Raw genomic sequence first — 24,404 nt, forward strand, 5'->3', positions numbered from 1 at the left:
CCGTGAGGATGGGAATCCCGGGCGGCTGAGCAGCACCGAGCGCACGCGTAGGCGCACGAGTAAGTGAAAGACGAACGAGACGGGTAACTCCGTACAGGCGTGCGGAGCGACAGTGATACCGGACAGGTCGGCGAAGAGGAGCGGGACGTGAGCGAGAGCAGCGCCGAGGCCGTGGAGGCCGTCGCGAGCGCGGCCGCCGCCACGGCCGCTTCCGGCGACGGGATCTGGCGCAGAGCCGGGGTCGCGGGGGCGGCGATAGGCGTCGTCGCGGCGGGCGCGGCGGCCGGCGTCGCCATAGAGCGGCTCACGGTCGGGCGCGGCATGCGCCGGAAGGCCCGCCTGGCGCTCGACTCCACCGGCCCGTACGGGGCGCTGCGCGGTGTCCCCGGCAAGGCGGTCGCCGACGACGGCACCGAGCTGTACTACGAGGTGGACGACGTCGAGCCGGAGGCGGGCCTGACGCCCCGCAGACGCCGTCTCTTCGGCCGCAAGGCACCGGCGCCCGTCACCGTCGTCTTCAGCCACGGCTACTGCCTCAACCAGGACTCGTGGCACTTCCAGCGGGCCGCGCTGCGCGGTGTCGTGCGGACCGTGCACTGGGACCAGCGCAGCCACGGCCGCTCCGAGCGCGGGGTGTCCGGGGTGCGTGACGGGCTGCCGGTCACCATCGACCAGTTGGGCCGCGACCTCAAGGCCGTCATCGACGCGGCGGTGCCCGAGGGGCCCATCGTGCTCGTCGGCCACTCCATGGGCGGCATGACGGTGATGGCGCTGGCCGCGCACTACCCGGAGCTGATCCGGGAGCGGGTCGTCGCCGTCGCGCTGGTCGGTACGTCGTCGGGGCGGCTCGGCGAGGTCAACTTCGGGCTGCCCGTCGCCGGCGTCAACGCGGTGCGGCGGGTGCTGCCGGGGGTGCTGAGGGCGCTCGGGCAGCAGGCCGCGCTGGTGGAGCGGGGGCGGCGGGCGACCGCCGATCTGTTCGCCGGGATCATCAAGCGGTACTCGTTCGCGTCGCGGGACGTCGACCCGGCGGTCGCGCGGTTCGCCGAACGGATGATCGAGGGCACGCCCATCGACGTCGTCGCCGAGTTCTATCCGGCGTTCACCGAGCACGACAAGACGGAGGCGCTGGTGGCCTTCGCCGAGCTGCCGGTGCTCGTGCTGGCCGGGGTCAAGGACCTGGTCACACCGAGCGAGCACAGCGAGGCGATCGCCGATCTGCTGCCGGACGCGGAGCTGGTGCTCGTGCCGGACGCGGGGCATCTGGTGATGCTGGAGCACCCCGAGGTGGTGACCGACCGGCTGGCCGACCTGCTCACCCGCGCGGGGGCCGTGCCGGCGGGGGCTACCGTAAGTGGTTATGGAAGCGCCAGCAGCACCGCACGTCCCGGGTGAGTCCGGGGCCTCCGAATCCTCCGGGTCCTTCGAGTCCTCCGGGTCGTCTCTTCAGATCACCGTCCAGTCGCCCGAGCAGATGCTGGAGCTGGGCCGTCGCCTGGCCAAGCTCCTGCGTGCGGGTGATCTCGTGATGCTCAACGGGGAGTTGGGCGCCGGGAAGACGACGCTCACCAGAGGGCTCGGGGAGGGGCTCGGGGTGCGCGGGGCCGTCACCTCGCCGACCTTCGTCATCGCCCGGGTGCATCCGTCGCTCGGGGAGGGGCCGCCGCTCGTGCACGTCGACGCGTATCGCCTGGGCGGCGGGCTGGACGAGATGGAGGACCTCGATCTCGATGTCTCGCTGCCGGATTCGGTGATCGTCGTGGAGTGGGGCGAGGGCAAGGTCGAGGAGTTGACCGACGACCGGCTGAACGTCGTCATCCATCGGGCGGTGGGGGACACGACGGACGAGGTGCGGCATGTGACGGTCACCGGTCTGGGTGAGCGGTGGGCCTCCGTCGAACTGGGTGTGCTGTCTGCGTGACGCCTGGTGGGCGCCCTGTCACTGGGCGGCCGGCCGATCATCGTCTGTTCCGACAAGCCGTCGGCAAGATGTTGCGCTGGTCGTCTTCGGCGTGGTCACATGGTAACCAGTCCTTGGTTAGGTCTACCTAACTTGGTTCGCCGTGGCACCCAGGAGGCGTCCATGTCGACAGCGCAGCGTGAGCCGGTTCCCTCCGGGGTGGCCGGGGTGTCGATGCGGGACTTGTTGGCTGCCTGTGCGGCGGCGAAGGTGGTCTCCACGCCGCCGTCGGCTCCGCCGGTCAAGCGGGATGTGCGGCGGGGTGTGGGTGAGCGGTGCCGCAAGGTGGCGTAGCCGTGGGGCGCGTTCGGAGGGGTGGTTGCGGTTGTGGCGCGGCTGCCGGCTGGGTGGGGGTTCTCGCGCAGTTCCCCGCGCCCCTGAGGTGACCGGCGGCCAAGAGGCCCCCTACTCGACCACGACCACCTTCGTGCCGATGCCCGCGAATTCCCACATCGCCTTGCCGTCCTTGCGGGACTCTCGGATGCCGCCCGTCTTGGTGGTGGGGTCGGGGCGGGGGGTGGAGCCGTCGACGGCCGCGCTGAAGCCCACGGAGACGCCGTCCACCGAGGCGAAGCGGACGACGTGTTCGATCGGGGTGCCGTCGGAGCCGGTGACGGCGGCGGAGCGGGACGAGACCGTGTACGTGGCGGGGGTGGGGTCGACCGTGCTCGGGGTGACCTCGAACGTGCGGGTGACCTTCTCGTTGGCGCCGACCAGCCACACGCGGTCCTCGTCGAGGGAGTAGACGACCCGCTCGCCGGCGCCCGAGTCCTCGGGGAGCACCTCGTCCGTGTCCTTCTCACCCTTGCCGGGGGTCTTGGACTGCTTGGCCTTCGGGGACTCCGATGCGGACGGTTTCCCCAGGTCGTCCGGCGCTTTCGCCGACGCCTGGTAGGTGAGGAAACCGACGGCGGCGATGGCCGCCGCGGTGAGCCCGGCCACGAATCCCGAGCTGCTACTGGCCACCTTCTGCGCCCACCTCTCGTACCCACGTACGCCCTTGAAGTACGTCTGTGCTGTGACGGTAGCAGCAGGGGGAGCGTGCACCGGGTCGGCCGTGGCCCGGGCCGAAGCGCCGTAGGCTGTTTGCGTGCTCTTGCTCGCTCTGGATACCGCCACCCCCGCCGTCACCGTCGCGCTGCACGACGGGACGGATGTCGTCGCCGCGTCGAGTCAGGTGGACGCGCGACGCCACGGGGAACTGCTGCTGCCCGCCGTCGACCGGGTCCTCGCCGAGGCGGGCACCCGTCTCGACGCCGTCACCGGCATCGTCGTGGGCATCGGTCCCGGCCCGTACACCGGGCTGCGCGTCGGCCTCATGACCGCCGACACCTTCGGCCTCGCCCTCGGGGTCCCCGTCCACGGCCTGTGCACCCTCGACGGGCTCGCGTACGCGGCCGGCGTCGAGGGGACGGTCGAGGGGCCGTTCGTGGTCGCCACCGACGCCCGGCGCAAGGAGGTGTACTGGGCGCGGTACGAGGACGCGCGGACGAGGGCGACCGAGCCGGCCGTCGACCGGCCCGCCGAGATCGCCGAGTCGGTGACCGGGCTTCCCGCCGTCGGGGCGGGCGCGCTGCTGTACCCCGACACCTTCAGCGACGCCCGCGCGCCCGAGCACGTCTCCGCCGCCTCCCTCGCGGCGCTGGCGGCGGAGCGGCTGGCCAAGGGTGAGGAGCTGGAGCCGCCCCGGCCGCTGTACCTGCGTCGGCCCGACGCCCAGGTGCCCAAGAACTACAAGGTGGTCACCCCGAAGTGACGACCTCGGTGCTGCGCGAGATGCGCTGGTGGGACATCGAGCCCGTCCTGGAGCTGGAGAGGGACCTCTTCCCCGAGGACGCCTGGTCCCGGGGCATGTTCTGGTCGGACCTCGCCCACGCGCGGGGCCCCAACGCCACCCGGCGTTACGTGGTGGCGGTGGCCCCGGACGAGGGCGCGGACGGTGGTGGTGAAGGGCGGATCGTCGGCTACGGGGGGCTCGCCTCCGCCGGGGACACCGCCGACGTCCAGACCATCGCCGTCGCCCGGGAACACTGGGGCACCGGCCTCGGCGCGACGATCCTCACCGAGCTGCTGCGGGCCGCCACCGCCTTCGAGTGCGCCCAGGTGATGCTCGAATGCCGGGTCGACAACGTCCGCGCCCAGAAGCTCTACGAACGCTTCGGCTTCGAGGCGATCGGCTTCCGCCGCGGCTACTACCAGCCGGGGAACGTGGACGCGCTGGTCATGCGCCTCAACGACCCTTCCACCTCCGTACAAGGAACCGAGATCAATGGCTAGGGATGGCAAGGTCAATGGCTGACGAACCGCTGGTCCTGGGGATCGAGACCTCCTGCGACGAGACCGGCGTCGGCATCGTGCGCGGGACGACCCTGCTGGCCGACGCGATCGCGTCGAGCGTCGACGAGCACGCCCGGTTCGGCGGCGTGGTGCCCGAGGTCGCCTCCCGGGCGCACCTGGAGGCGATGGTCCCGACCATCGACCGCGCGCTGAAGGAAGCGGGGGTGAGCACGAGGGACCTCGACGGCATCGCCGTCACCGCCGGGCCCGGCCTCGCGGGCGCCCTCCTGGTGGGCGTCTCGGCCGCGAAGGCGTACGCGTACGCGCTGGGCAAGCCGCTCTACGGGGTGAACCACCTCGCCTCCCACATCTGCGTCGACCAGCTGGAGCACGGGGCGCTGCCCGAGCCGACGATGGCGCTGCTGGTGTCGGGCGGCCACTCGTCGCTGCTGCTGTCGACGGACATCACGTCGGACGTCCGGCCGATGGGCGCGACCATCGACGACGCGGCGGGCGAGGCCTTCGACAAGATCGCTCGTGTGCTGAATCTCGGGTTCCCGGGCGGGCCGGTCATCGACCGGTACGCGAAGGAGGGGGACCCCGAGGCCATCGCCTTCCCGCGCGGTCTCACCGGGCCCCGCGACCCCGCCTACGACTTCTCCTTCTCCGGGCTGAAGACCGCCGTGGCCCGCTGGATCGAGGCCAAGCGGGCGGCCGGGGAGGACGTTCCGGTCCGGGATGTCGCCGCGTCCTTCCAGGAGGCCGTGGTGGACGTGCTGACCAGGAAGGCCGTGCGCGCCTGCCGGGACGAGGGTGTCGACCACCTGATGATCGGCGGCGGTGTCGCCGCCAACTCCCGCCTCCGGGTACTCGCCCAGGAGCGCTGCGAGGCGGCCGGCATCCGACTCCGGGTGCCCCGGCCCAAGTTGTGCACGGACAACGGGGCGATGGTGGCGGCGCTGGGCGCGGAGATGGTCGCGCGGGGGCGCTCCGCTTCGGACTGGGATCTGTCGGCGGACTCGTCGCTGCCGGTGACGGATCCGCATGTGCCGGGGACCGCCGCCGGGCACGGGCACGACCACGATCACGATCACGTTCACGAGGTCAGCAAGGAGAACCTGTACTCGTGACGGTCGCGCTGATGTGGGAGGCGCGTGCGGTGGCCGGGCGGGGGGACGAGCTCCTCGCCTGGGCGCGGGCCCAGGAGCTTCCCCTACGGCCGCTGCGGCGCGAGACGTTCCGGGCGCCGCAGGACCGGGTGCTGGTCATCACGTGGTGGGACGCGGAGTACGACGCCGAGTTGCCCGAACTGCCGGAGCCCGGCGGGGAGTTGGTCAGTCGGGCCGTGCACCGGTGGCGGTTCGAGTCGCTGGGGGAGTGAGGCCGCGTCGGTGCCGGCGTTCTCCGAAGCGGTCGAAGGCGTAGAAGAGGACGGGTAGGCAGGCCAGCGGGACGCCCAGGAGCATCAGGTACATGTGCGTCGGCCGGTCGGTGAAGAGCAGCCAGGCGTCGATGACGAACATGGCGGCCATGACCACGGCGCTCGCGATGGCCGCCCGCTGCCATGCCGCACGGCGTCGTGCGCCGCGTGCGACGCGTTCCTCCACGTCAGGCCGTGTGTCCATGGAGGTCAGCCCGAGTCGCACGGCCGTGGCGCCCAGGTCGGCGATCTCCGCGATCGGGTCGGTCAGTTGGTACTCGTCGACGTGCAGGAGGCGGACCCGGGTCCCGTCGGTCGCGTAGAGGTAGCCCGACCAGCGAGGGCTGCCCCACCTGTTGGCCTCGACCCGGATGCCGTGGATCTCCGACCAGGCCCAGCTGCGGGTGCGGAGCGCTCCGCGTACGGTGACGCCGTCGGCCGTGACGGTTGTACGGGCCCTGAACTGCTCCAGCACCACGCGGGTGGCGATGAGCAGCCAGGCCGCCACGGCCATCGCACTCCCGCTCGTCGGGCCCAGCGTGATCATCGAGTTCACCGACATGGCGATGATCAGCGCTGCCGCGGCCATGGTGACGAGGAAGGCGGGGTGTATGCCTCTCCGTCTTCGGTACTCCCGGTCGATTTCATTGCTCATCGGGTCGTTATAGCCCCTCGCCGTGAACGCCGGGTAAGAGGGGTCGCGGTGTGTACTGAGGGGGGAGCATGCGGGCGTTCGGGGCGGTCGTCCAGGCGCTGCGGGAGCATGCGGGGTTGAGCCGGGAGGAGCCACCATCCACATCCGCGACTCCAAAGACACCACCCGCCCCCACCTCGGCCCCGCCGCCTGGGCCGCGTTCGTCGCGTACGCGGCCCAGGCGGGCTGAACCTCAGCTCTCCAGGGTCCGGACCTCCGTCTCGCAGTGCAGGCGGCGGTCCGGGCCGACCTCCCGTACCGGGCCCTCCAGCGTCAGCCGCACCCGGTGGCGGATGTCCGCGCTCGACGCGCCCAGGCGCAGTTCCAGGGCGCCCGGTTCCACCACAAGCCGTCCTGAGCGGTCCGCGAAGCACGAGACGTCGGGGTGGAAGCGGAACGTGACCCGCGAGGCATCCCCCGGCCCCAACTCCAGCCGCTGATAGGCGATCAGGCGGATGTCGGGGCGCGTCACCGAGGCCACCGGGTCGTGCAGGTACAGCTGCACGACCTCCGCACCCGCCCGCTCACCCGTGTTGCGCACGGTCACCGACACGTCGTACCCCTCCTCCTCGAAGTCCGTCCACGCGAACGTCGTGTACGAGAGGCCGTGCCCGAAGGGGTACAGCGGGGTCGGGTCGATGTTGCTCGCGCCGCCGAGCAGGCCCATGGGCGGCTGGAGGTACGTCCACGGCTGGCCGCCGGGGCGGGCGGGGACGCTGACCGGGAGGCGGCCGGAGGGGGAGATGCGGCCCGACAGCACTCCCGCCACCGACGGGCCGCCCTCCTCCCCGGGGAAGAACGCCTGGACGGTGGCCGCCAGCCGGCCGTTCCAGCGGCCCAGCGCGTAGGGGCGGCCGGTCAGGAGGAGCAGGACCACCGGCGTGCCCGTGGCGACCAGCGCGTCCAGCAGCTTCGCCTGGACACCCGGCAGCCGGAGGTCCTCCGCGTCGCAGCCCTCGCCGGAGGTGCCCCGGCCGAAGAGCGCGGCGCGGTCGCCGAGGACCGCCACGCAGACGTCGGCCTCGGAGGCGCGGGCGACCGCCTCGGGGAACCCGTCGGTGTCGGCGCCGTCGACCGTGCTGCCGGCGGCGTACGTGATCTTCGCGTCGGGGAGTTCCGTGCGCAGGGAGTCCAGGACGGTCGGGATCTCGATGCCGAGCGCGGTGCCGGGGTGGGCGGGCAGGACGTGGGACGGGAAGGAGTAGCAGCCCAGCATGGCCAGCGGGTCGTCGGCGCGGGGGCCCACGACCGCGATCCTGAGGTCGGGGGCGAGCGGCAGCACGGCGCCGGGGTTGTCCAGCAGGACCACCGACTCCTCGGCGAGGCGGCGGGCCAGGGCGCGGTTGCGCGGGGGGTCCAGGTCGGCGGCGGGGGCGGCCGGCTCGGGGCTCCAGTCCTCGTCCAGGAGGCCCAGTTCGCACTTCTGGAGCAGGACGCGGCGGGCGGCGAGGTCCACCAGGGACTCGGGGATCTCGCCCGCCTTCACGGCCTCGATCAGGGGCTCGCCGTAGCAGCGCAGGCTCGGCAGCTCCACGTCGACGCCGGCGGCCAGCGCTGCGTGGGCGGCCTCCGCTCGGTTGCTCGCCACCCGGTGGTTGGTCTCCAGGAAGCCGATGCCGAAGTAGTCGGAGACGACCGTGCCGGTGAAGCCCCAGTCGTCGCGGAGGAGTTCCGTGAGCAGGGCCCGGTCGGCCGACACCGGGACGCCGTCGGTCTCCGTGTACGCGGCCATGACCGAGCGGGCGCCGCCCTCGCGCAGCGCCATCTCGAACGGCGGCAGGACCACGTCGGCGAACTCGCGGACGCCCGCGCGCACGGGCGCGTGGTTGCGGGCGCCCACCGAGGCGGCGTACCCGGCGAAGTGCTTCAGCGTGGCCACGATGCCGGCCGACTCCAGGCCCCGTACGTACGCCGAGCCGATCGTGCCCACCAGATACGGATCCTCGCCCACGGTCTCCTCGACCCGTCCCCAGCGAGGGTCGCGGACGACGTCCAGAACGGGGGACAGGCCCTGGTGGACACCGACCGACGCCATGTCGTGGCCGATGTTCCGGGCCATCTCCTCGACGAGCGAGGGGTCGAAGGTCGCCCCCCAGGCGAGGGGGACCGGGTACGCCGTCGCGCGCCAGCTGGTGAAACCGGCCAGGCACTCCTCGTGGGCGACGGCCGGGATGCCGAAACGGTTCGCGGCCATGATGCGGCGCTGGAAGCGGGCCAGCACTTTGGCGCCCTCGGCCGGGTCGAGGGGGGCCGTGCCGAAGACGCGGGTGAGCTGGCCGAGGCCCCGGGTGATCAGCTCGTCGAAGTCGAACGCCTCCGTCATGCCCGCCTCGTCGGGGGCGATGTCCTCACCGTTCGCGTCGTTCTTCACCCACACGCCGTACAGCTGCGCGGTCTTTTCCTCCAGGGTCATCCTGGAGAGCAGATCGTCGACCCGGGCCGCTGCGGGCAGGGCCGGGTCACGCCAAGGGGTTGTCATGAAACTCCTGTCAGAGGTCGGTGAGTTTCAGAAGCCGTGCGGGCTCGAAGCGCTGACGTCACTTGCCGCCCACGCCCATCAACCCGCCCACCAGCGCCCGTCGCGCCACCAGGTACACGGCGAAGATCGGGATGCCGGAGAGGACGACCGAGGCGAGCAGGGCGGGGATGTTGACGCCGAACTGGCTGACGTAGTTGAACAGTCCGAGCGTGAGGACCCGGGGGCCGTCGGACTGGGTGAAGATCAGCGGGAAGAGGAAGCCGTTCCACGCCTGGAGCGCCGAGAAGATGACGACCGTGCTGATGCCGCCCTTGGCGAGCGGGATCGTCAGCTGGAAGAGCATCCGCAGCGGGGACGCCCCGTCCAGGGCCATCGCCTCGTACAGGTCCTCGGAGACGTCCCGGAGGGTGCCCACCAGGACCAGGACCGAGACCGGCATCGCGAAGGCCGCCGTCGGGAGGATGACGGCCAGGAGGGTGTCGTAGAGGTCGAGTTTGGCGATCAGCAAATACAACGGGACGACCACTGCCTGGGCCGGGATCGCCACGCCCAGCAGGAAGAGGCGGAACGCCGCGTTCGACCAGCGGTCGCGGGTGCGGACGGCCGTGTACGCGAGCGGGATGGACAGGGCCAGGACGATGCCCACGACCGACACCGCGACGATCGCCGTATTGCTCAGGAGGTGACCGAAGCCACTGGTCAGGACGGTGTTGTAGTTGTCGAGGGTCGGGTCGGCGGGAGGCTTGAGGGGATTGCCCGTCAACGCCTTGTCCGCGCCGGTGAGAGACGCCGACAGCATCGCGTAGATCGGGATCAGGACGATGACCAGCCAGACGAAGGCGCCCAGGCCCGCCACCGGGTTGGCTCGGCGCGCCCAGTGCCTGCGGCGGCGGGGGGCCTCAGTCACCGGGCCACCGCCCGGCTGCCGGGTCCTCGTGGGGCGCGCCAGTGTGTCGTGTGACATTGCGTGCCGTCACATCCCTTCGCGGGTGCTGCGCATGGCGCCGAAGCCGGTCAGCCGGACCAGGACCAGGGAGAGGCCCGTCGCGGCGATGACCAGGAAGGACGCGATGGCGCTGGCGTAGCCGAAGTCGTACGTCTTGAAGCCCGCCTCGTACATCAGGTACGGCAGGATCGCGGTGTCCGTGCCGGGGCCGCCCTTGGTGAGGATCAGGACCGTCTCGAAGTACGTCAGGGAGCCGACGACCATCAGGACCGTGGACGTGGTGATCGTGTGGCGCAGCTGCGGCAGCGTGATCGAGAAGAACTGGCGGTAGCGGCCGGCGCCGTCGATGGCGGCCGCCTGGTAGAGCACCTCGGGGATCTGGCGGGCCCCGCCCTGGTAGATCAGGGTGTGGAAGGGGATGAACTGCCAGCCGCCGACGAAGACGATCGCGAGGAACGCGCCGCTCTGCGAGCCGAGGGTGTCCTTCTGGATGATGCCGAAGTTCGGGTCGAGCAGGGCGTAGAACAGGATCGCGATGGCGGTGGAGGAGAGCAGGAACGGGACGAAGAAGACCGCGGAGAGGATCGCCCGGTTGCGCTGCCGGCCCGCCGCCCAGACACCGAGGAGCAGGGCGACGACCGTCTGGAAGACCCAGCTGGCGACGGTGAGGACGACCGTCAGCCACAGGGACTGCGTCATCCGGGGGTCGTCGAGGAGCTTCTTCCAGTTGTCGAGGCCCACGGGCCGGGGGTCGCCGAGGCCGTCCCAGCTGGTGAAGGAGAGGTAGAGGGCCAGCGCCATCGGGACGACCGCGAAGAAGGTGAAGAAGAGGACGCCGGGCAGGGCCCAGGCGGCGTGCGGGCGGCCGGTGCGGCTCGTACGCCGAGCCGCCCGGTGCACCTGCCCCGTCCGTGGCGCCGGGGTCTTCTCGACCGTGACGGTCACTTCAGCCCCTTGCACGCCGTCACGAACTCGCTCGGCGAGGACTGGCCCGCGAACAGCTTGCCTATCTCCGTGTGCATCTTGGTGCCGAGGCCGTCGCCGAGCGCCTGATCCCAGGAGAGCGTGAAGGCCGGGGCCTTCTGCACCATGTCGTACTGGAACTTCGCGTACTCGGGGTTGGGGGAGGAGGCGAGCAGCTCGGCCGCGTTCGAGGTGGTCGGCACGTCGCCGTTGTCGATGAGCGCCTGCGCGTACTCCTTCGACGCGCAGTCCTTCAGGAAGCCGACCGCGAGATCCTTGTTCTTCGTACGGGCGTTGATCGACCAGTAGTTGGTGGGGTTGCCGACGACGTTGCGGACGTCACCGGTGCCGCCCTCGACGGTCGGGAAGGCGGCCCAGCCCAGGTTGCTCTTGGCGAAGTCCGGGAACTTGCCGAGCTGGGTCGAGTACTCCCACGAGCCCATCAGGTGCATGGCCGCCTTGCCGCGCGCGAAGACCGCGGGAGCGCCGCCGTTGACGTACGACACCGAGGTGAACTTGGAGCCGAAGGCGCCGTCGTCGATGAGCTCCTTGACCAGCTCGGCGGCACGGACGACGGCCGGGTCGCCCCAGCCCTCGGCGTCACCGTCCTGGATGCGCTTGAAGACCTCGGGACCGCCGATCCGGTCGACCAGATACTCCAGCCACATCAGCTCGGGCCAGACGTCGGAGCCGCCGAGCGCGAAGGGGGTGATCTTCGCCTTCTTCAACTTGGCGTTGATGTCGAGGAGTTGGTCCCAGGTGGTGGGCGGCTGGAGCTTGTGCTCGGCGAAGACGGACTTGTTGTAGAAGAGGATCACCGGCTGCATGCCGCGCATCGGGATGCCGTAGTGGCGGCCCCCCAGGTCGCCGGCCGCGAGGACCGAGGGCAGGAAGCCGGACTTGAGGACCGGGTCGCCCTCGATGATGTCGGTGAGGTCGACGAGCTTGCCCGCCTCCTCGTACGGCTTGATCGAGCCGCCGCCCCAGTTGAAGAAGATGTCCGGCGCGCTCGGGGAGCCCATCGCCGTGCGGAGCTTGGGGGAGTAGTCGGAGCCGGGGACCTTCTGGAGCTTGATGGTGCCGCCGGCCTTCTTCGCCGCGGCCGACTTGTTGAACCGGTCCACGCCCGCCTGCTGGACCTTCACCGCGTCGTCGCCGTACACGAACGCGGTGAGCGTCTTGCCGTCCCCGCCGCCCGAGCCGCCGCCGGAGCCGCAGGCGGTGAGGCCGGCCCCGAGGCCGGCGGTGAGCAACGAGGCGGACCCCGCGCCGAGGAACCAGCGCCTGCTGAACGAACGGCCGCCTGCGCCGCCGGTGACCTGGCCTCTACTCGACTCCATGAGAGCACCCTTCGCGAATGTTTCGGGTGTTACTTCGAATGTTCCGGGAACGTAAGGCCGTCGAAAGGGTTCGTCAAGGGGTCGCGCAGGGATACGATCCCGCACATGAAGCCCGCGAAGCCCGAGGAAATCCAGACAAGAGCGCGTGCGTCGCACTCCACGCAGACCGCGACGCTCGCCGAGATCGCCCGCCAGGCAGGCGTCTCGGCTCCGACTGTTTCGAAGGTGCTCAACGGCCGCGCGGACGTCGCGCCCGCGACCCGCACCCGCGTCGAGGACCTGCTGCGCGAGTACGGCTACCGCCGCCGACGCGCCGAGGCGACCCGGTCCCCCCTCATCGACCTGGTCTTCCACGAGCTGGAGAGCGCCTGGGCCATGGAGGTCATCCGGGGTGTGGAGAACATCGCGCGCGAGGAGGGCCTGAGCGTCGTCCTCTCCGAGAGCGCGGGGCGCCTCACCCCCGGCCGCACCTGGGCCGACCAGGTCGCCGCGCGCCGCCCGCACGGGGTCGTGCTGGTCCTGTCGGGGCTGGACGAGTCCCAGCGCGCCCTGCTCACCAGCCGCTCCATCCCGTTCGTGGTGATGGACCCGGCGGGCGACCCGGGCGACGACGTACCCTCGATCGGCGCCACCAACTGGCAGGGCGGCCTCGCCGCGACCCGTCATCTGATCGAACTCGGCCACCGGCGCATCGGCGCCATCAGCGGACCCTCGCGGATGATGTGCAGCCGCGCCCGGGTCGACGGCTACCGGGCCGCCCTGGAGACCGCCGGGCTGCCGGTCGCCGCCGACCTGATCAAGGCCGGGGACTTCCACCACGAGACCGGCTACCGGCTGGGGCTGGAGCTGCTGCGCCGCCCCGACCGCCCGACCGCCGTCTTCGCCGGCAACGACCTCCAGGCCCTCGGCCTCTACGAGGCGGCCCGCGAACTGGGCCTGCGCATCCCGGAGGACCTCAGCGTCGTCGGCTTCGACGACCTGCCGGTGGCCCGCTGGGTGGGGCCCCCGCTGACGACCGTGCGCCAGCCCCTGATGGAGATGGCCGAGGCGGCGGCCCGCCTGGTGCTGGACCTGGGGCGCCAGGACGGGGGCCCCTCGGCGGCGACGAGGGTGGAGCTGGCGACGAGTCTGGTGGTGCGCAGTAGTACGGGGGTGCCGCCACTGGCTCCCTGAAGGAAGGCAGGCGAAGCCGCCTTCCTTCAGGGGCGCGGGGAACTGCGCGACAAGCCACGACGTAGGGGTCAGCCGGCCATGAACCGATCCCGGCAGACGCCTGTCCGGAAGTTGATGTATTGACGGCTGACGCCTCCCCCTCCACACTCCTCCGAAGTCAATCGGTTGCACCACCGAAACTTTCGGAGGCACCCGCAATGAGACCCTCCCTGAGCGGCCTGCTCACCGGCCTGGCCGCCGTCGCCGCCCTGATCGTCGCCGCCCCCTCCGCCCACGCCGCCGACCCACCCCTGCGTGACCTCGCCGCGGCCAAGAACAAGGCGATCGGCACCGCCGTCACCGGCTCCAAACTCACCGGCACCTACGGCGAGATCGCGGGCCGGGAGTTCAACTGGCTCACCCCCGGCAACGCCATGAAGTGGGGCTCCGTCGAACCCACCCGGGGCAACTTCAACTGGACCGAGGCCGACCAGATCGTCGACTTCGCCGAGGCCCACGACCAGGACGTACGCGGCCACACCCTCGTCTGGCACAGCCAGAACCCGAGCTGGCTCGACAACGGCACCTGGACACCCGCGCAGCTCAGCCAGCTGATGAACGACCACATCGCCCTCGAGGTCGGCCGCTACAAGGGCCGCCTCGCCGCCTGGGACGTGGTGAACGAGCCGTTCAACGAGGACGGCACCTACCGCCAGACCCTCTGGTACAACGGCCTCGGCGCCGACTACATCGCCCAGGCCCTGACCGCCGCCCGCGCCGCCGACCCGGCCGCCAAGCTCTACATCAACGACTACAACGTCGAGGGCGTCAACGCGAAGAGCACGGCCCTCTACAACCTGGTCCGGGACCTCAAGGCACGCGGTGTCCCCATCGACGGGGTCGGCCTCCAGGCCCACCTGATCCTCGGTCAGGTCCCCTCCACGCTCCAGCAGAACATCCAGCGCTTCGCCGACCTGGGCGTGGACGTCGCCATCACCGAACTCGACATCCGGATGCAACTCCCCGCCACGGCGGCCAAGTTGGCCCAGCAGCGCACCGAGTTCGACGCCGTGGTGAAGGCCTGCGTCGCCGTGACCCGCTGCACCGGTGTGACGGTCTGGGGCTTCACCGACTCCGACTCCTGGATCCCGGACACCTTCCCCGGCGAGGGCGCGGCGACCCCGTACGACGAGAGCTACGCGCCGAAGCCCGCGTACTACGGCATCGCGACGGCGCTCGGTGGCACGGTGACCGAGCCACCGGTACCCACCGGCTGCTCGGCCGTGTACAGCGTCCCGAACCAGTGGAACACCGGCTTCACCGGCAATGTGACCATCAGTTGCGCCGCCGGATCCTCGCTCTCCTCCTGGCGGGTCACCTGGACGTTCGGGGCGGGGCAGCGGGTCGGCCAGGCGTGGAACGCGAACTGCGTCCAGACGGGTACGGCCGTCAGCTGTTCCAACGCCTCCTGGAACGGGAGCGTGCCGAGCGGCGGTTCGGTGAGCTTCGGCTTCAACGGAACCTGGAGCGGGAGCAATCCGGTGCCCACGGTGACGCTGGGCTGAGAGTGGCTGCCGAGTACTCCCGAGGACTGCAGAGGACTGAGAAGTCTGAGAATTTCCGAAGGAAAGGCGGCATGAGGTTCTGCCCGTAACAATTCGGACGTAAGTTCCTGTGCGTGAATGGTGAAGAAAGCGCGTTCGGGGGCGGCAGCGGGGACCCGGCCCGACGGCGGCGTCGGCTGAGAATCGCCGGGTGCCTGCTCGCCGGGGTCCTCGTGGTCGGGGCGGGCGGGGCGGGTTGGGCGTTCTGGCGGCTGAACGACAACATCGCGAGTGTCGACATCGACGCCGCCCTCGGCGACAACCGCCCCGCGAAGATCCGTTCCTCCCCGGATCCGTTCGCGTCGGATCCGTCCGCGTCAAATCCGTCGGCGTCGGCCGCCGCCGAGGCCCTGCCGAGCGGCGCCCTGAACATCCTCGTCCTCGGCTCCGACTCCCGCAGCGGCAAGGAGAACGCGGAACTCGGCGGCGGCGACGAGGGCGCGGGGGCCCGCTCGGACACGGCGATGGTCGTCCACGTCGACGAGGGGCGCACCGGGGCGACGGTCGTCAGCATCCCCCGCGACACCCTCGTCACCCGCCCGTCCTGCCCGCTGGAGTCGGGCGGCTCGACGGCGGTGGCGTACAACGTGATGTTCAACAGCGCGTACGCGGTCGGCGGCCCGGTCTGCGCGGTCAAGACGGTCGAGTCGATGACGGACGTCCGCATGGACCACTACATCGAGATCGACTTCGCCGGCTTCGCGAAGCTCGTCGACGCCCTCGGCGGCGTCACGGTCACCACGGACGAGGACATCGACGACGAGGACAGCCATCTGACCCTGGACGCCGGCACCCACCACCTGGACGGCGAACAGGCCCTCGCCCTGGCCCGCACCCGCCACGGCATCGGCGACGGCAGCGACCTCGGCCGCATCGGCCTCCAGCAGACACTGGTCAAGGCCCTGCTGGACCAGATCTCCTCGACCGACCTCCTGACCAACCCCGCGCAGCTCTACCGGGCCGCCGACGCGATCACCGGAAGCCTGACGACGGACACCGGACTGGACTCGCTGGGGGAGCTGGTGAGCCTGGGCAAGAGCCTGAACGGCCTGACCTCGGCCGAGACGGAGACCGTGATGATGCCGGTGGTCACGGCCGCGTACGACCGCAACCGGGTGGTGGCGGACGAGCCGGAGGCGAGCCGGTTGTGGGAGTCGCTGAGGTAGCGGAGAAAAAGTTTCTCGGAAAATCCGGCGGCGGTGTCGATCCGGTGTGCGGTCGTTCGACGCATGGGTGAGAGTCGGGGACAGGCCCCGCCCGCTGATGCCGTAGGAGTCACCATGCCGCGTTATCTGTCGCTGGTTCAGATCGACGAGAAGACCGCCCCCGCCGAGGGGCCCAGCCCCGAGCTGATGCAACGGATGGGGGAGCTGCTGGAGGAGATCACCAAGGCGGGGGTCATGCTCGACACCGCCGGCCTGACGCCGACCGCGCAAGGGGCGCGCGTGCACTGGGAGGGCGGCAGGATCTCCGTCACGGACGGGCCGTTCACCGAGTCCAAGGAGGTCGTCGGCGGCTATGCGCTGATGCAGTGCAAGGACATGGCCGAGGCGATCGAGTGGACCAAGCGGTTCCTGAAGGTGCACGAGGAGCACTGGACGGTGACGTGCGAGGTGCGGGAGATCATGGAGGGCTGAGCCCGCCTGGCGAGGCCGCTGGCGAGGCCGCTTCTCGGACGCCTGGGATGTCGTGTCTGATGGTGGGCTGTGACCTCACAGCCCACCCCGCCCATGCCCCCACCCAAGGACCCCGACCCGGACACGGCCATCGAGACCGTGTTCCGGATCGAGTCGCCCAGAGTCATCGCCGGTGTCGCGCGGATCGTGCGGGACGTCGGGATCGCGGAGGAGTTGGCACAGGACGCGCTGGTCGCCGCGCTGGAGCGATGGCCGAGGGACGGGGTGCCGGACAATCCAGGCGCCTGGCTCATGGCGACGGCCAAGCACCGGGCGATCGACCTCGTGCGCCGCCGGGAGCGGTACGCGCGCAAGCTCGCGGAGGTGGGGCGGGACCTGGAGGCGGCGGGGCCGTATCTCGATCAGCCGTCCGACCCGGACGACATCGACGACGACCTGCTCCGCCTGGTCTTCACGGCCTGCCACCCGGTGCTGTCCGCCGAGGCCCGCATCGCCCTCACCCTGCGGCTGCTCGGCGGCCTGACCACCACCGAGATCGCCCGCGCCTTCCTGACCCCCGAGCCGACGCTCGCCCAGCGCATCGTCCGCGCCAAGCGCACGCTGGCCACGAGGAACGTCGCCTTCGAGGTGCCGTACGGCCCCGACCGGGAGGCCCGCCTCGACTCCGTCCTGGAGGTCATCTACCTGATCTTCAACGAGGGGTACGCGGCCACCGCGGGCGACGACCTGCTGCGCCCGGCGCTGTGCGAGGACGCCCTCCGACTGGCGCGCGTGCTGGCCCAGTTGATGCCCAAGGAGCCCGAGGTGCACGGTCTGGTCGCCCTGCTGGAGCTCCAGGAGTCGCGGGCGGCCACCCGCACGGGGCCCGCCGGGGAGCCGGTCCTGCTGCGGGACCAGGACCGCCGCCGCTGGAACCGCCTCCTCATCGCCCGGGGCTTCACCGCCCTCGGCCGTGCCACCGCCGCCGCGCAGGGGGCCCCGGGCCCGTACGCCCTCCAGGCGGCCATCGCCGCGTGCCACGCCCAGGCGTACACCTACGACGAGACGGACTGGCCGAGGATCGCCACGCTGTACGCCCTGCTGGCCGCCCGCGCCCCGTCCCCCGTGGTCGAACTGAACCGCGCGGTCGCCGTCTCCATGGCCGAGGGCCCCGGCCCCGCCCTGGAGATCGTGGACAGCCTCGCCGCCGAACCCGCCCTGCGGGACTACCACTTGCTGCCGAGCGTGCGCGGCGACCTCCTCCACCGCCTGGGCCGCACGGAGGAGGCGCGCGCGGAGTTCCTCCGGGCGGCCACCCTGACCCACAACGAACGCGAGCGGGCGTTGATGCTGGCGAGGGCGCAGGAGGAGTGAAGGGGCGGACGACGCGCGGACGACGCGCGGTTGAGAGGCGGGTGAGGGTGGGTGGGTGGCGGCGGGACGTGAGTGGGTGGGTGGCGCATCGAGGGCATCGGGCGGGGCATTCACGCGTGAGGACATCGGGCGGCGCATCCACGCGTGAGGGCCGCGGGCGGGGCATTCACGCGCGGCTGCTCCGTCTGCGGGGCGCGCGTCCCGCGTGGCGGGGCGAGGTGAGCAGCGCGGCGATGCCGTGAGGCGCTGCCCGGGAGCCGCACGACGGGCTGCCACGGACCGCGACGGCGGCCACGGCTACGGGGTCAGCCGGCGGCCCCACCTACGGGGTCGGCCGCCGGCCACGGCTACGGGCCCGGCCGCGTGGCCGGTAACGGCGATGGCGCGGACGGGCGCCAGCGCCTCCGGCAACCCGGCGCCTCCGGCAGCCCGGCGCCTCCGGCAGCCCGGCGCCTCCGGCAGCCCGGCCCCTCCGGTGCCCCGGCCTCTCCGGCGCCCCGGCCTCTCCGGTGCCCAGGCCCCTCGGCCTCTCCGGCCTCTCCGGCGCCCCTCGGCACCCTCGGCGCCCCCGGCACCCCGGTATCCCTGCGGAGCAGGCACCCCCGGCGGAACCGGGGCCCTACGCCGGGTGGCCGATCAGCATCGTCGGGGCGCCTGCGACGCGGGTCAGGAAGACCGTTGCCGCGTTGCGGCCCTGTGGCTTGACCTTCTTGCGCAGTTCCTCCGGCTCCACGGCCGACCCCCGCTTCTTCACGGTGAGGATGCCGACCTCGCGCTCCCGCAGTAGGGCCTTCAACTTCTTCACGTTGAAGGGAAGCCGGTCGGTGATCTCGTACGCCGTCGCGTACGGGGTGACATGGTGCTCGTCGGCGGTGACGTAGGCGATCGTGGGGTCGATCAGCCCGCCCGCCAGTTCCTCGGCGACCTCGGCGACCAGGTGGGCGCGGATCACGGCGCCGTCGGGCTCGTACAGGTACCGGCCCACCGGACGGACCGGCGGGTCGGGCAGCATCGTGTCGGGCGTGGCGCGGATCCCGGCCTCGGCGGGCAGCAGCATCGCCCGCCGCGCCCCCGGCGTCCCGTCCGCACGGAACCAGAGCACGGCCTCCTTCACGTCCCCACCGTCCGAGATCCACTCGGCCTCGGCCTCCGGCGGGATCGCCTCGTGCGGGATGCCGGGCGCGATCTTCAGCGCGCCGAGCGGGGCCTTCAGCGCGGCGGACACGGCCCAGGACAGGGGCGGGGAGTAGGCCTCCGGGTCGAAGATCCGGCCGCGCTTGGAGGAACGCCGGGCGGGGTCGACGAACACGGCGTCGTACCCGGCCGTGTCCACCTCCGTCACATCCGCCTCGCGCACCTCGACCAGCCCGGCGAGCCCGAGCGCGTCGGCGTTGGCGCGGGCCACCGCCACGGTCAGCGGGTCGCGGTCGACGGCCAGCACCCGGATCCCGGCCCGCGCGAACGCGATCGCGTCCCCGCCGATCCCGCAGCACAGGTCGGCGACCGACCGCACGCCCAGCGCCCGGAAACACTCGGCCCGGTACGTCGCCACGCTCGTCCTGGTCGACTGTTCGACCCCGTTCGGCGTGAAGAACATTCGCTCGGCGTCCGCCGCGCCGAACTTCGCCACGGCCCGCTGCCGCAGCCGGGCCTGTGCCAGCGCGGCCGAGACCAGGTCCGCCGGGTGGTCGCGGCGCAGCCGGGTCGCCACGGCCAGCTCCCGCGCGGGCTCGGTGTCGCGCACCTCGTCGAGGAGGGCACGGCCCTCGGGGGTGAGGAGGGGGGTGAGGAAGGCGGCGGGGTCGAGGTCGTTCACCGGGACATTGTCGGTCAGGGGGACGGGGCGGGGGCCGGGGGGAGGGTGGTGTGGGCCAGTCGGTGGATGGTCGGGGGACGGCGGCGGTGTCGGGGCGGTGGAGGCGGGGCGCCCTGCGAGGATGCGGCGCCATGCGATTCGTACGACAAAATGATCTAAAGGGTGCGAAACGGGTGACCGGGAGGGGGTGCGGCGGCGTCCGGGGCGGCATCGTGCTCCTCGCCGTCGCGGCCGTGGTGTCCGGATGCGGCGGGGGAGGCGCCGAGAAGGCCCTGGAGCGGGGCTCCGCCGGGCTGCGCGGTGGCGCCGAGGCCGGGGCGGCCGCCGGGACCGCCGAACCCGCCCACGGCCGGCCGGGCGGGGCGCGACAGCACGGACAGCGGCGCCTCGACGCGCCCGCCGCGCGGGCCCTGGACGCGTACGCCGGGAAGGTGCGCCGGGCGCACGCGGCGCGGGTCGCCGCAGCGAAGCGCTGGGGGCTGGCGAAGGTGCCGCTGAGCGCGCCCGCGCCGCCGGCGCGGAAGCCGGAGCTCAGGACCCGCAAGGGATTCGAGGTCGACGGCCATGTCGAGGACGGCCTTCCCCCGGTCTTCACCACCGTCCCCACCCGTCACAAGGTCGTCTTCCTCACCATCGACGACGGCGCCGAGAAGGACCCCGCGTTCCTGCGGATGATGACCGACCTGCGGATCCCGTACACCGCCTTCCTCAGCGACTACCTGATCAAGGAGGACTACGGCTATTTCGAGCGGATGCGGGACCGTGGCGTCGCCCTCCACAACCACACCCTCCGCCACCGCCATCTGCCCGCGCTCTCCTACGCCGCCCAGAAGCGGGAGATCTGCGGGATGCAGGACGTGCTCGAGAGGCGGTACGGCACCCGGCCCACCCTCTTCCGGCCGCCGTACGGCAGCTACGACCGGGACACCCTCCGCGCCGCCGCGACCTGCGGCGTCGAGGCCGTCCCCCTGTGGAACGAGGAGGTGTTCGTCGACCGCTGGGACTACCGCGAGTCGGACCGCGAACTCCGCCCCGGCGACATCGTCCTCAGCCACTTCCGGGGCCCGTCCGACTGGAAGGGCACCATGCCCGACATGATCCGCCGCTTCCTGAACCTGGTCACCGCCGAGGGGTACGCGGTGGCGAGGCTGGAGGACTACCTGTGAGGCGGGGCGGGGACCGACGGGGCCGCGGGGAGTGGCTGCAGCGGGGAGCGTTCGGGGCGAGCGGGGCACACGGGGCGAGTGGCGAGCGCTGGGCGCGTAGGGCGCGTAGGGCGCGTGGCGCATGCGGCGGGGCGCGTCGTCGGGGGTGCGTTTCGACGTCCCGATCTGCGACGTCCCGATCTGCGACGTCCCGATCTGCGGCGGTTCGGGCCACGGCGGTTCGGGCGTCGGCAGTCCGCGTGGGTGCCGCCCTCTCCGTCGTCACGGTCCTGGCCGCTCTGCTCCTCGCCGGGTGCGTCACCGCGCACCCGGACCCCGCCGATCCCGGCGTTCGCGCCGCCGGCCCGGGAGGCAGGACGGCGAGCGAGAGCCAGCCGCCGACGCACGGTCCGACGCGGCCATCGAAACCGCCATCGAAACCGCCATCGACACCGCCCCGCCGACCGGAGCTCGCGCCGCCCCCTGCCTCCCCGTCACCCACGCCGCCTGCGCCCCTCTCGGTTCAGCCCTCCCTCACCCCACCCCCCTACCGCCGCTGGGGCCTGGACGCCCCCCTCGCCGCCGCGCCGCAGCCCCCCGACCGGCAGTCGGCTCCGCGCGCCGCCGCGCCCGGGCTGCTGCCCGTCGTCGATCGTGTGCCCACCCGGGACAAGGTCGTCTTCCTCACCTACGACGACGGGGCCGAGCGGGATCCCCGGTTCGTCGACATGGTGCGTGAGCTGCGGCTGCCGGTGAGCATGTTCCTGACGGACAGCGTCGTGGGCCCGGGATACGGCCACTTCGCCCGGCTACGGGCGGTCGGCGCGACCGTGCAGAACCACACGCTCGACCACACCGCCCTGCGCGGCCTGCCGTACGCCGGACAGCGCGCCGAGATCTGCGGCCAGCAGAACAAGCTCAAGCAGCGCTTCGGCGTCCGGCCGACCCTCTTCCGCCCGCCCTACGGCGTCCACGACACCACCACGCTCCGCGCCGCCGCCGACTGCGGCCTCTCCGCGGTCGTCCTGTGGCGCGCGTCCATGCAGATCCACGACCTGCGCTACGCCGTCGGCGACCGCCTCCGCCCCGGCGACATCGTCCTCGCCGGATTCCGGGGCCCGGACCAGCTGAAAGGCACCACCCTCACGGAGATGACGACCCGGCTGCTGCGCCGCGTCCAGGAGCAGGGCCTGACGGTCGGCCGCCTGGAGGACTACCTCTGAAGCCCCTCGAAAGCCCCTCCGAGGTCCCCTCCGACACCCGCCGCAACCCGCTCGATTAGCAGTCCGCTTGACCGAGTGCTAATCGCGGTCATAGTCTCAGGTCTGGCACTCCCCCCTGGAGAGTGCCAACAACGCGACGGGCAGGTCCGGCACCCGCGACGACGGATCCACCTGGTCGCCACCTCAGACAGTTAACCCCGTGAGATCTCCGAAGGGGGAGGTCGGATCGTGACGACCACCAGCTCCAAGGTTGCCATCAAGCCGCTCGAGGACCGCATCGTGGTCCAGCCGCTCGACGCCGAGCAGACCACCGCCTCTGGCCTGGTCATCCCGGACACCGCGAAGGAGAAGCCCCAGGAGGGCGTCGTCCTCGCCGTGGGTCCGGGTCGCTTCGAGGACGGCCAGCGGCTGCCGCTCGACGTCTCCGTCGGCGACATCGTGCTGTACAGCAAGTACGGCGGCACCGAGGTGAAGTACAACGGCGAGGAGTACCTCGTCCTCTCGGCTCGCGACGTGCTCGCGATCGTCGAGAAGTAGTTCACCCGCTTCCTCGCGAAGCACCTTGCTTTTGAGCTGCGCCCTTGGCCCCCCGCGACCACTAATCAGCCGGGCGTCGGGGGCGCAGTTCGTTTCACCCACGTTTTCCGAGAGGGCTGAACCGCTCCCATGGCGAAGATCCTGAAGTTCGACGAGGACGCCCGTCGCGCCCTCGAGCGCGGCGTCAACAAGCTTGCCGACACGGTCAAGGTGACGATCGGCCCCAAGGGCCGCAACGTCGTCATCGACAAGAAGTTCGGCGCCCCCACCATCACCAACGACGGTGTGACCATCGCCCGCGAGGTAGAGGTCGAGGACCCGTACGAGAACCTCGGCGCCCAGCTGGTGAAGGAGGTGGCGACCAAGACCAACGACATCGCGGGTGACGGCACCACCACCGCCACCGTGCTCGCCCAGGCGCTCGTGCGCGAGGGCCTGAAGAACGTCGCCGCCGGTGCCTCCCCGGCCGCCCTGAAGAAGGGCATCGACGCCGCGGTCAAGGCCGTGTCCGAGGAGCTCCTCGCGACCGCCCGCCCGATCGACGAGAAGTCCGACATCGCGGCCGTCGCCGGTCTGTCCGCCCAGGACCAGCAGGTCGGCGAGCTCATCGCCGAGGCGATGGACAAGGTCGGCAAGGACGGTGTCATCACCGTCGAGGAGTCCAACACCTTCGGTCTGGAGCTGGACTTCACCGAGGGCATGGCCTTCGACAAGGGCTACCTGTCGCCGTACTTCGTCACGGACCAGGAGCGTATGGAGGCCGTCCTCGACGACCCGTACATCCTCATCCACCAGGGCAAGATCGGCGCCATCGCCGACCTGCTGCCGCTGCTGGAGAAGGTCATCCAGGCCAACGCCTCGAAGCCGCTGCTGATCATCGCCGAGGACGTCGAGGGCGAGGCCCTGTCGACCCTGGTCGTCAACAAGATCCGCGGCACCTTCAACGCGGTCGCCGTCAAGGCCCCCGGCTTCGGTGACCGTCGCAAGGCGATGCTGCAGGACATGGCGACGCTGACCGGCGCCGAGGTCATCTCCGAGGAGGTCGGCCTCAAGCTCGACCAGGTCGGTCTCGACGTGCTCGGCTCCGCCCGCCGCGTCACCGTCACCAAGGACGACACCACGATCGTCGACGGCGCCGGTGACTCCGGTGCCGTGCAGGGCCGCGTCGCCCAGATCAAGGCCGAGATCGAGAACACGGACTCCGACTGGGACCGCGAGAAGCTGCAGGAGCGCCTCGCGAAGCTGGCCGGCGGCGTGTGCGTCATCAAGGTCGGCGCCGCCACCGAGGTGGAGCTGAAGGAGAAGAAGCACCGTCTGGAGGACGCCATCTCCGCGACCCGCGCCGCGGTCGAGGAGGGCATCGTCTCCGGTGGTGGCTCCGCGCTCGTCCACGCCGTGAAGGTCCTCGAGGGCAACCTCGGCAAGACCGGCGACGAGGCCACGGGTGTCGCGGTCGTCCGCAAGGCCGCCGTCGAGCCGCTGCGCTGGATCGCCGAGAACGCCGGCCTGGAGGGCTACGTCATCACCTCCAAGGTCGCCGAGCTCGACAAGGGCCAGGGCTTCAACGCCGCCACCGGCGAGTACGGCGACCTGGTCAAGTCCGGCGTCATCGACCCGGTCAAGGTCACCCGCTCCGCCCTGGAGAACGCCGCGTCCATCGCCTCCCTCCTGCTCACGACCGAGACCCTGGTCGTCGAGAAGAAGGAAGAGGAGCCGGCCGACGCGGGCCACGGCCACGGTCACGGCCACGCCCACTGACGCACGACGTCGGTAAGCGGTAAGCGGTAGACGAAGGCCCGGCACCCCACCCTTGGGATGCCGGGCCTTCGCACGCCCCGCGCTGCCCGCCGCCCCCCGC

General features: G+C 71.6%; 24 protein-coding genes. 17 read left to right on the forward strand and 7 right to left on the reverse strand.

Annotation, left to right across the window (positions count from 1 at the left end; translation table 11 throughout):
• Positions 1–147: 147 nt before the first annotated feature.
• The 3 genes from L3078_RS28350 to L3078_RS28360 all read left to right on the forward strand — a co-directional run bounded on the left by L3078_RS28350 (position 148) and on the right by L3078_RS28360 (position 2,254).
• A complete protein-coding gene (locus L3078_RS28350; RefSeq protein ID WP_239756748.1) occupies positions 148–1,395 on the forward strand; it encodes an alpha/beta fold hydrolase in 1,248 nt (415 codons plus the stop codon).
• Positions 1,361–1,921, forward strand: coding sequence for a tRNA (adenosine(37)-N6)-threonylcarbamoyltransferase complex ATPase subunit type 1 TsaE (gene tsaE / locus L3078_RS28355; protein WP_239756749.1), 561 nt, complete (start codon positions 1,361–1,363; stop codon positions 1,919–1,921). The genes L3078_RS28350 and tsaE overlap by 35 nt, the downstream gene beginning before the upstream one ends.
• Positions 1,922–2,083: 162 nt before the next feature.
• Positions 2,084–2,254, forward strand: a complete 171-nt coding sequence (locus L3078_RS28360) for a hypothetical protein (protein ID WP_239756750.1) — start codon at positions 2,084–2,086, stop codon at positions 2,252–2,254.
• Between the two features lie 111 nt (positions 2,255–2,365).
• On the opposite strand, the gene L3078_RS28365 is transcribed toward L3078_RS28360, so the two are convergent.
• Entirely contained in the window at positions 2,366–2,926 is a 561-nt protein-coding gene (locus L3078_RS28365) for a L,D-transpeptidase (RefSeq protein ID WP_239756751.1), read from the reverse strand.
• Between the two features lie 124 nt (positions 2,927–3,050).
• Between L3078_RS28365 and tsaB the strand changes: the two genes are divergently transcribed.
• From tsaB to L3078_RS28385, 4 genes are read left to right on the forward strand one after another with little or no spacing between them, the layout of a single operon-like run.
• Positions 3,051–3,716, forward strand: coding sequence for a tRNA (adenosine(37)-N6)-threonylcarbamoyltransferase complex dimerization subunit type 1 TsaB (tsaB, locus tag L3078_RS28370; RefSeq protein ID WP_239756752.1), 666 nt, complete (start codon positions 3,051–3,053; stop codon positions 3,714–3,716).
• Between the two features lie 20 nt (positions 3,717–3,736).
• Complete coding sequence (gene rimI, locus L3078_RS28375) at positions 3,737–4,237, forward strand: ribosomal protein S18-alanine N-acetyltransferase (RefSeq protein WP_239760496.1); 501 nt, start codon at positions 3,737–3,739, stop codon at positions 4,235–4,237.
• Between the two features lie 14 nt (positions 4,238–4,251).
• A complete protein-coding gene (gene tsaD, locus L3078_RS28380) occupies positions 4,252–5,367 on the forward strand; it encodes a tRNA (adenosine(37)-N6)-threonylcarbamoyltransferase complex transferase subunit TsaD (RefSeq protein ID WP_420864108.1) in 1,116 nt (371 codons plus the stop codon).
• Positions 5,364–5,618, forward strand: a complete 255-nt coding sequence (locus L3078_RS28385) for a hypothetical protein (protein WP_239756754.1) — start codon at positions 5,364–5,366, stop codon at positions 5,616–5,618. The genes tsaD and L3078_RS28385 overlap by 4 nt, the downstream gene beginning before the upstream one ends.
• Here L3078_RS28385 and L3078_RS28390 read toward each other — a convergent pair.
• Complete coding sequence (locus L3078_RS28390) at positions 5,572–6,312, reverse strand: PH domain-containing protein (RefSeq protein ID WP_239756755.1); 741 nt, start codon at positions 6,310–6,312, stop codon at positions 5,572–5,574. The genes L3078_RS28385 and L3078_RS28390 overlap by 47 nt on opposite strands.
• Before the next feature lie 142 nt (positions 6,313–6,454).
• Here L3078_RS28390 and L3078_RS28395 point away from each other — a divergent pair, with 142 nt between their 5' ends.
• The gene (locus L3078_RS28395) at positions 6,455–6,541 is read left to right on the forward strand and encodes a DUF397 domain-containing protein (RefSeq protein WP_338059573.1); all 87 of its coding nucleotides are present in this window, start codon (positions 6,455–6,457) and stop codon (positions 6,539–6,541) included.
• Between the two features lie 3 nt (positions 6,542–6,544).
• Here L3078_RS28395 and L3078_RS28400 read toward each other — a convergent pair whose 3' ends face one another.
• The 4 genes from L3078_RS28400 to L3078_RS28415 are packed head-to-tail and all read right to left on the reverse strand — an operon-like array spanning position 6,545 to position 12,079.
• Positions 6,545–8,830 (reverse strand): beta-xylosidase/alpha-l-arabinosidase, encoded by a 2,286-nt coding sequence (locus L3078_RS28400; RefSeq protein WP_239756756.1) that lies wholly within the window; start codon positions 8,828–8,830, stop codon positions 6,545–6,547.
• 58 nt (positions 8,831–8,888) lie between these two features.
• Positions 8,889–9,794: a carbohydrate ABC transporter permease gene (locus L3078_RS28405; RefSeq protein ID WP_239756757.1), complete on the reverse strand. Its 906-nt coding sequence runs from the start codon at positions 9,792–9,794 to the stop codon at positions 8,889–8,891.
• A 9-nt stretch (positions 9,795–9,803) separates the two neighbouring features.
• Positions 9,804–10,721: a carbohydrate ABC transporter permease gene (locus tag L3078_RS28410; protein ID WP_420864109.1), complete on the reverse strand. Its 918-nt coding sequence runs from the start codon at positions 10,719–10,721 to the stop codon at positions 9,804–9,806.
• Positions 10,718–12,079: an ABC transporter substrate-binding protein gene (locus L3078_RS28415; RefSeq protein ID WP_239756758.1), complete on the reverse strand. Its 1,362-nt coding sequence runs from the start codon at positions 12,077–12,079 to the stop codon at positions 10,718–10,720. Before L3078_RS28415 ends, L3078_RS28410 begins: the two co-directional genes overlap by 4 nt.
• Before the next feature lie 105 nt (positions 12,080–12,184).
• On the opposite strand from L3078_RS28415, the gene L3078_RS28420 reads away from it, so the two are divergent.
• The 5 genes from L3078_RS28420 to L3078_RS28440 all read left to right on the forward strand — a co-directional run bounded on the left by L3078_RS28420 (position 12,185) and on the right by L3078_RS28440 (position 17,825).
• Positions 12,185–13,252: a LacI family DNA-binding transcriptional regulator gene (locus tag L3078_RS28420; protein ID WP_239756759.1), complete on the forward strand. Its 1,068-nt coding sequence runs from the start codon at positions 12,185–12,187 to the stop codon at positions 13,250–13,252.
• Positions 13,253–13,449: 197 nt separating this feature from the next.
• Entirely contained in the window at positions 13,450–14,796 is a 1,347-nt protein-coding gene (locus tag L3078_RS28425) for an endo-1,4-beta-xylanase (protein ID WP_239756760.1), read from the forward strand.
• A 107-nt stretch (positions 14,797–14,903) separates the two neighbouring features.
• A complete protein-coding gene (locus tag L3078_RS28430; RefSeq protein WP_420864191.1) occupies positions 14,904–16,001 on the forward strand; it encodes an LCP family protein in 1,098 nt (365 codons plus the stop codon).
• A 114-nt stretch (positions 16,002–16,115) separates the two neighbouring features.
• The gene (locus L3078_RS28435) at positions 16,116–16,472 is read left to right on the forward strand and encodes a YciI family protein (protein WP_239756762.1); all 357 of its coding nucleotides are present in this window, start codon (positions 16,116–16,118) and stop codon (positions 16,470–16,472) included.
• A gap of 69 nt (positions 16,473–16,541) precedes the next feature.
• Entirely contained in the window at positions 16,542–17,825 is a 1,284-nt protein-coding gene (locus tag L3078_RS28440; RefSeq protein ID WP_420864110.1) for an RNA polymerase sigma factor, read from the forward strand.
• A 619-nt stretch (positions 17,826–18,444) separates the two neighbouring features.
• On the opposite strand, the gene L3078_RS28445 is transcribed toward L3078_RS28440, so the two are convergent.
• Complete coding sequence (locus L3078_RS28445) at positions 18,445–19,641, reverse strand: class I SAM-dependent methyltransferase (RefSeq protein WP_239756763.1); 1,197 nt, start codon at positions 19,639–19,641, stop codon at positions 18,445–18,447.
• A 131-nt stretch (positions 19,642–19,772) separates the two neighbouring features.
• Here L3078_RS28445 and L3078_RS28450 point away from each other — a divergent pair, with 131 nt between their 5' ends.
• The 4 genes from L3078_RS28450 to groL all read left to right on the forward strand — a co-directional run bounded on the left by L3078_RS28450 (position 19,773) and on the right by groL (position 24,304).
• On the forward strand, positions 19,773–20,807 hold the full coding sequence (locus L3078_RS28450; RefSeq protein ID WP_239756764.1) for a polysaccharide deacetylase family protein: 1,035 nt from the start codon (positions 19,773–19,775) through the stop codon (positions 20,805–20,807).
• 239 nt (positions 20,808–21,046) lie between these two features.
• Positions 21,047–22,009, forward strand: coding sequence for a polysaccharide deacetylase family protein (locus L3078_RS28455; RefSeq protein WP_420864111.1), 963 nt, complete (start codon positions 21,047–21,049; stop codon positions 22,007–22,009).
• Positions 22,010–22,237: 228 nt separating this feature from the next.
• On the forward strand, positions 22,238–22,546 hold the full coding sequence (groES, locus tag L3078_RS28460) for a co-chaperone GroES (protein WP_033527131.1): 309 nt from the start codon (positions 22,238–22,240) through the stop codon (positions 22,544–22,546).
• A 129-nt stretch (positions 22,547–22,675) separates the two neighbouring features.
• A complete protein-coding gene (gene groL / locus L3078_RS28465) occupies positions 22,676–24,304 on the forward strand; it encodes a chaperonin GroEL (RefSeq protein ID WP_239756765.1) in 1,629 nt (542 codons plus the stop codon).
• Positions 24,305–24,404 lie beyond the last annotated feature (100 nt).

The sequence above is a fragment of the Streptomyces deccanensis genome (assembly GCF_022385335.1).
Lineage (GTDB): Bacteria > Actinomycetota > Actinomycetes > Streptomycetales > Streptomycetaceae > Streptomyces > Streptomyces deccanensis.

Coding starts and splice junctions, on each gene's coding strand:
- L3078_RS28415 (WP_239756758.1), bottom strand. CDS start 12,079: ATGGAGTCGAGTAGAGGCCAGGTCACCGGCGGCGCAGGCGGCCGTTCG.
- tsaE (WP_239756749.1), top strand. CDS start 1,361: ATGGAAGCGCCAGCAGCACCGCACGTCCCGGGTGAGTCCGGGGCCTCC.
- L3078_RS28390 (WP_239756755.1), bottom strand. CDS start 6,312: ATGAGCAATGAAATCGACCGGGAGTACCGAAGACGGAGAGGCATACAC.
- L3078_RS28450 (WP_239756764.1), top strand. CDS start 19,773: ATGCGATTCGTACGACAAAATGATCTAAAGGGTGCGAAACGGGTGACC.
- L3078_RS28435 (WP_239756762.1), top strand. CDS start 16,116: ATGCCGCGTTATCTGTCGCTGGTTCAGATCGACGAGAAGACCGCCCCC.
- L3078_RS28400 (WP_239756756.1), bottom strand. CDS start 8,830: ATGACAACCCCTTGGCGTGACCCGGCCCTGCCCGCAGCGGCCCGGGTC.
- tsaD (WP_420864108.1), top strand. CDS start 4,252: ATGGCTGACGAACCGCTGGTCCTGGGGATCGAGACCTCCTGCGACGAG.
- L3078_RS28360 (WP_239756750.1), top strand. CDS start 2,084: ATGTCGACAGCGCAGCGTGAGCCGGTTCCCTCCGGGGTGGCCGGGGTG.
- L3078_RS28420 (WP_239756759.1), top strand. CDS start 12,185: ATGAAGCCCGCGAAGCCCGAGGAAATCCAGACAAGAGCGCGTGCGTCG.
- L3078_RS28425 (WP_239756760.1), top strand. CDS start 13,450: ATGAGACCCTCCCTGAGCGGCCTGCTCACCGGCCTGGCCGCCGTCGCC.
- L3078_RS28405 (WP_239756757.1), bottom strand. CDS start 9,794: ATGTCACACGACACACTGGCGCGCCCCACGAGGACCCGGCAGCCGGGC.
- rimI (WP_239760496.1), top strand. CDS start 3,737: ATGCGCTGGTGGGACATCGAGCCCGTCCTGGAGCTGGAGAGGGACCTC.
- groL (WP_239756765.1), top strand. CDS start 22,676: ATGGCGAAGATCCTGAAGTTCGACGAGGACGCCCGTCGCGCCCTCGAG.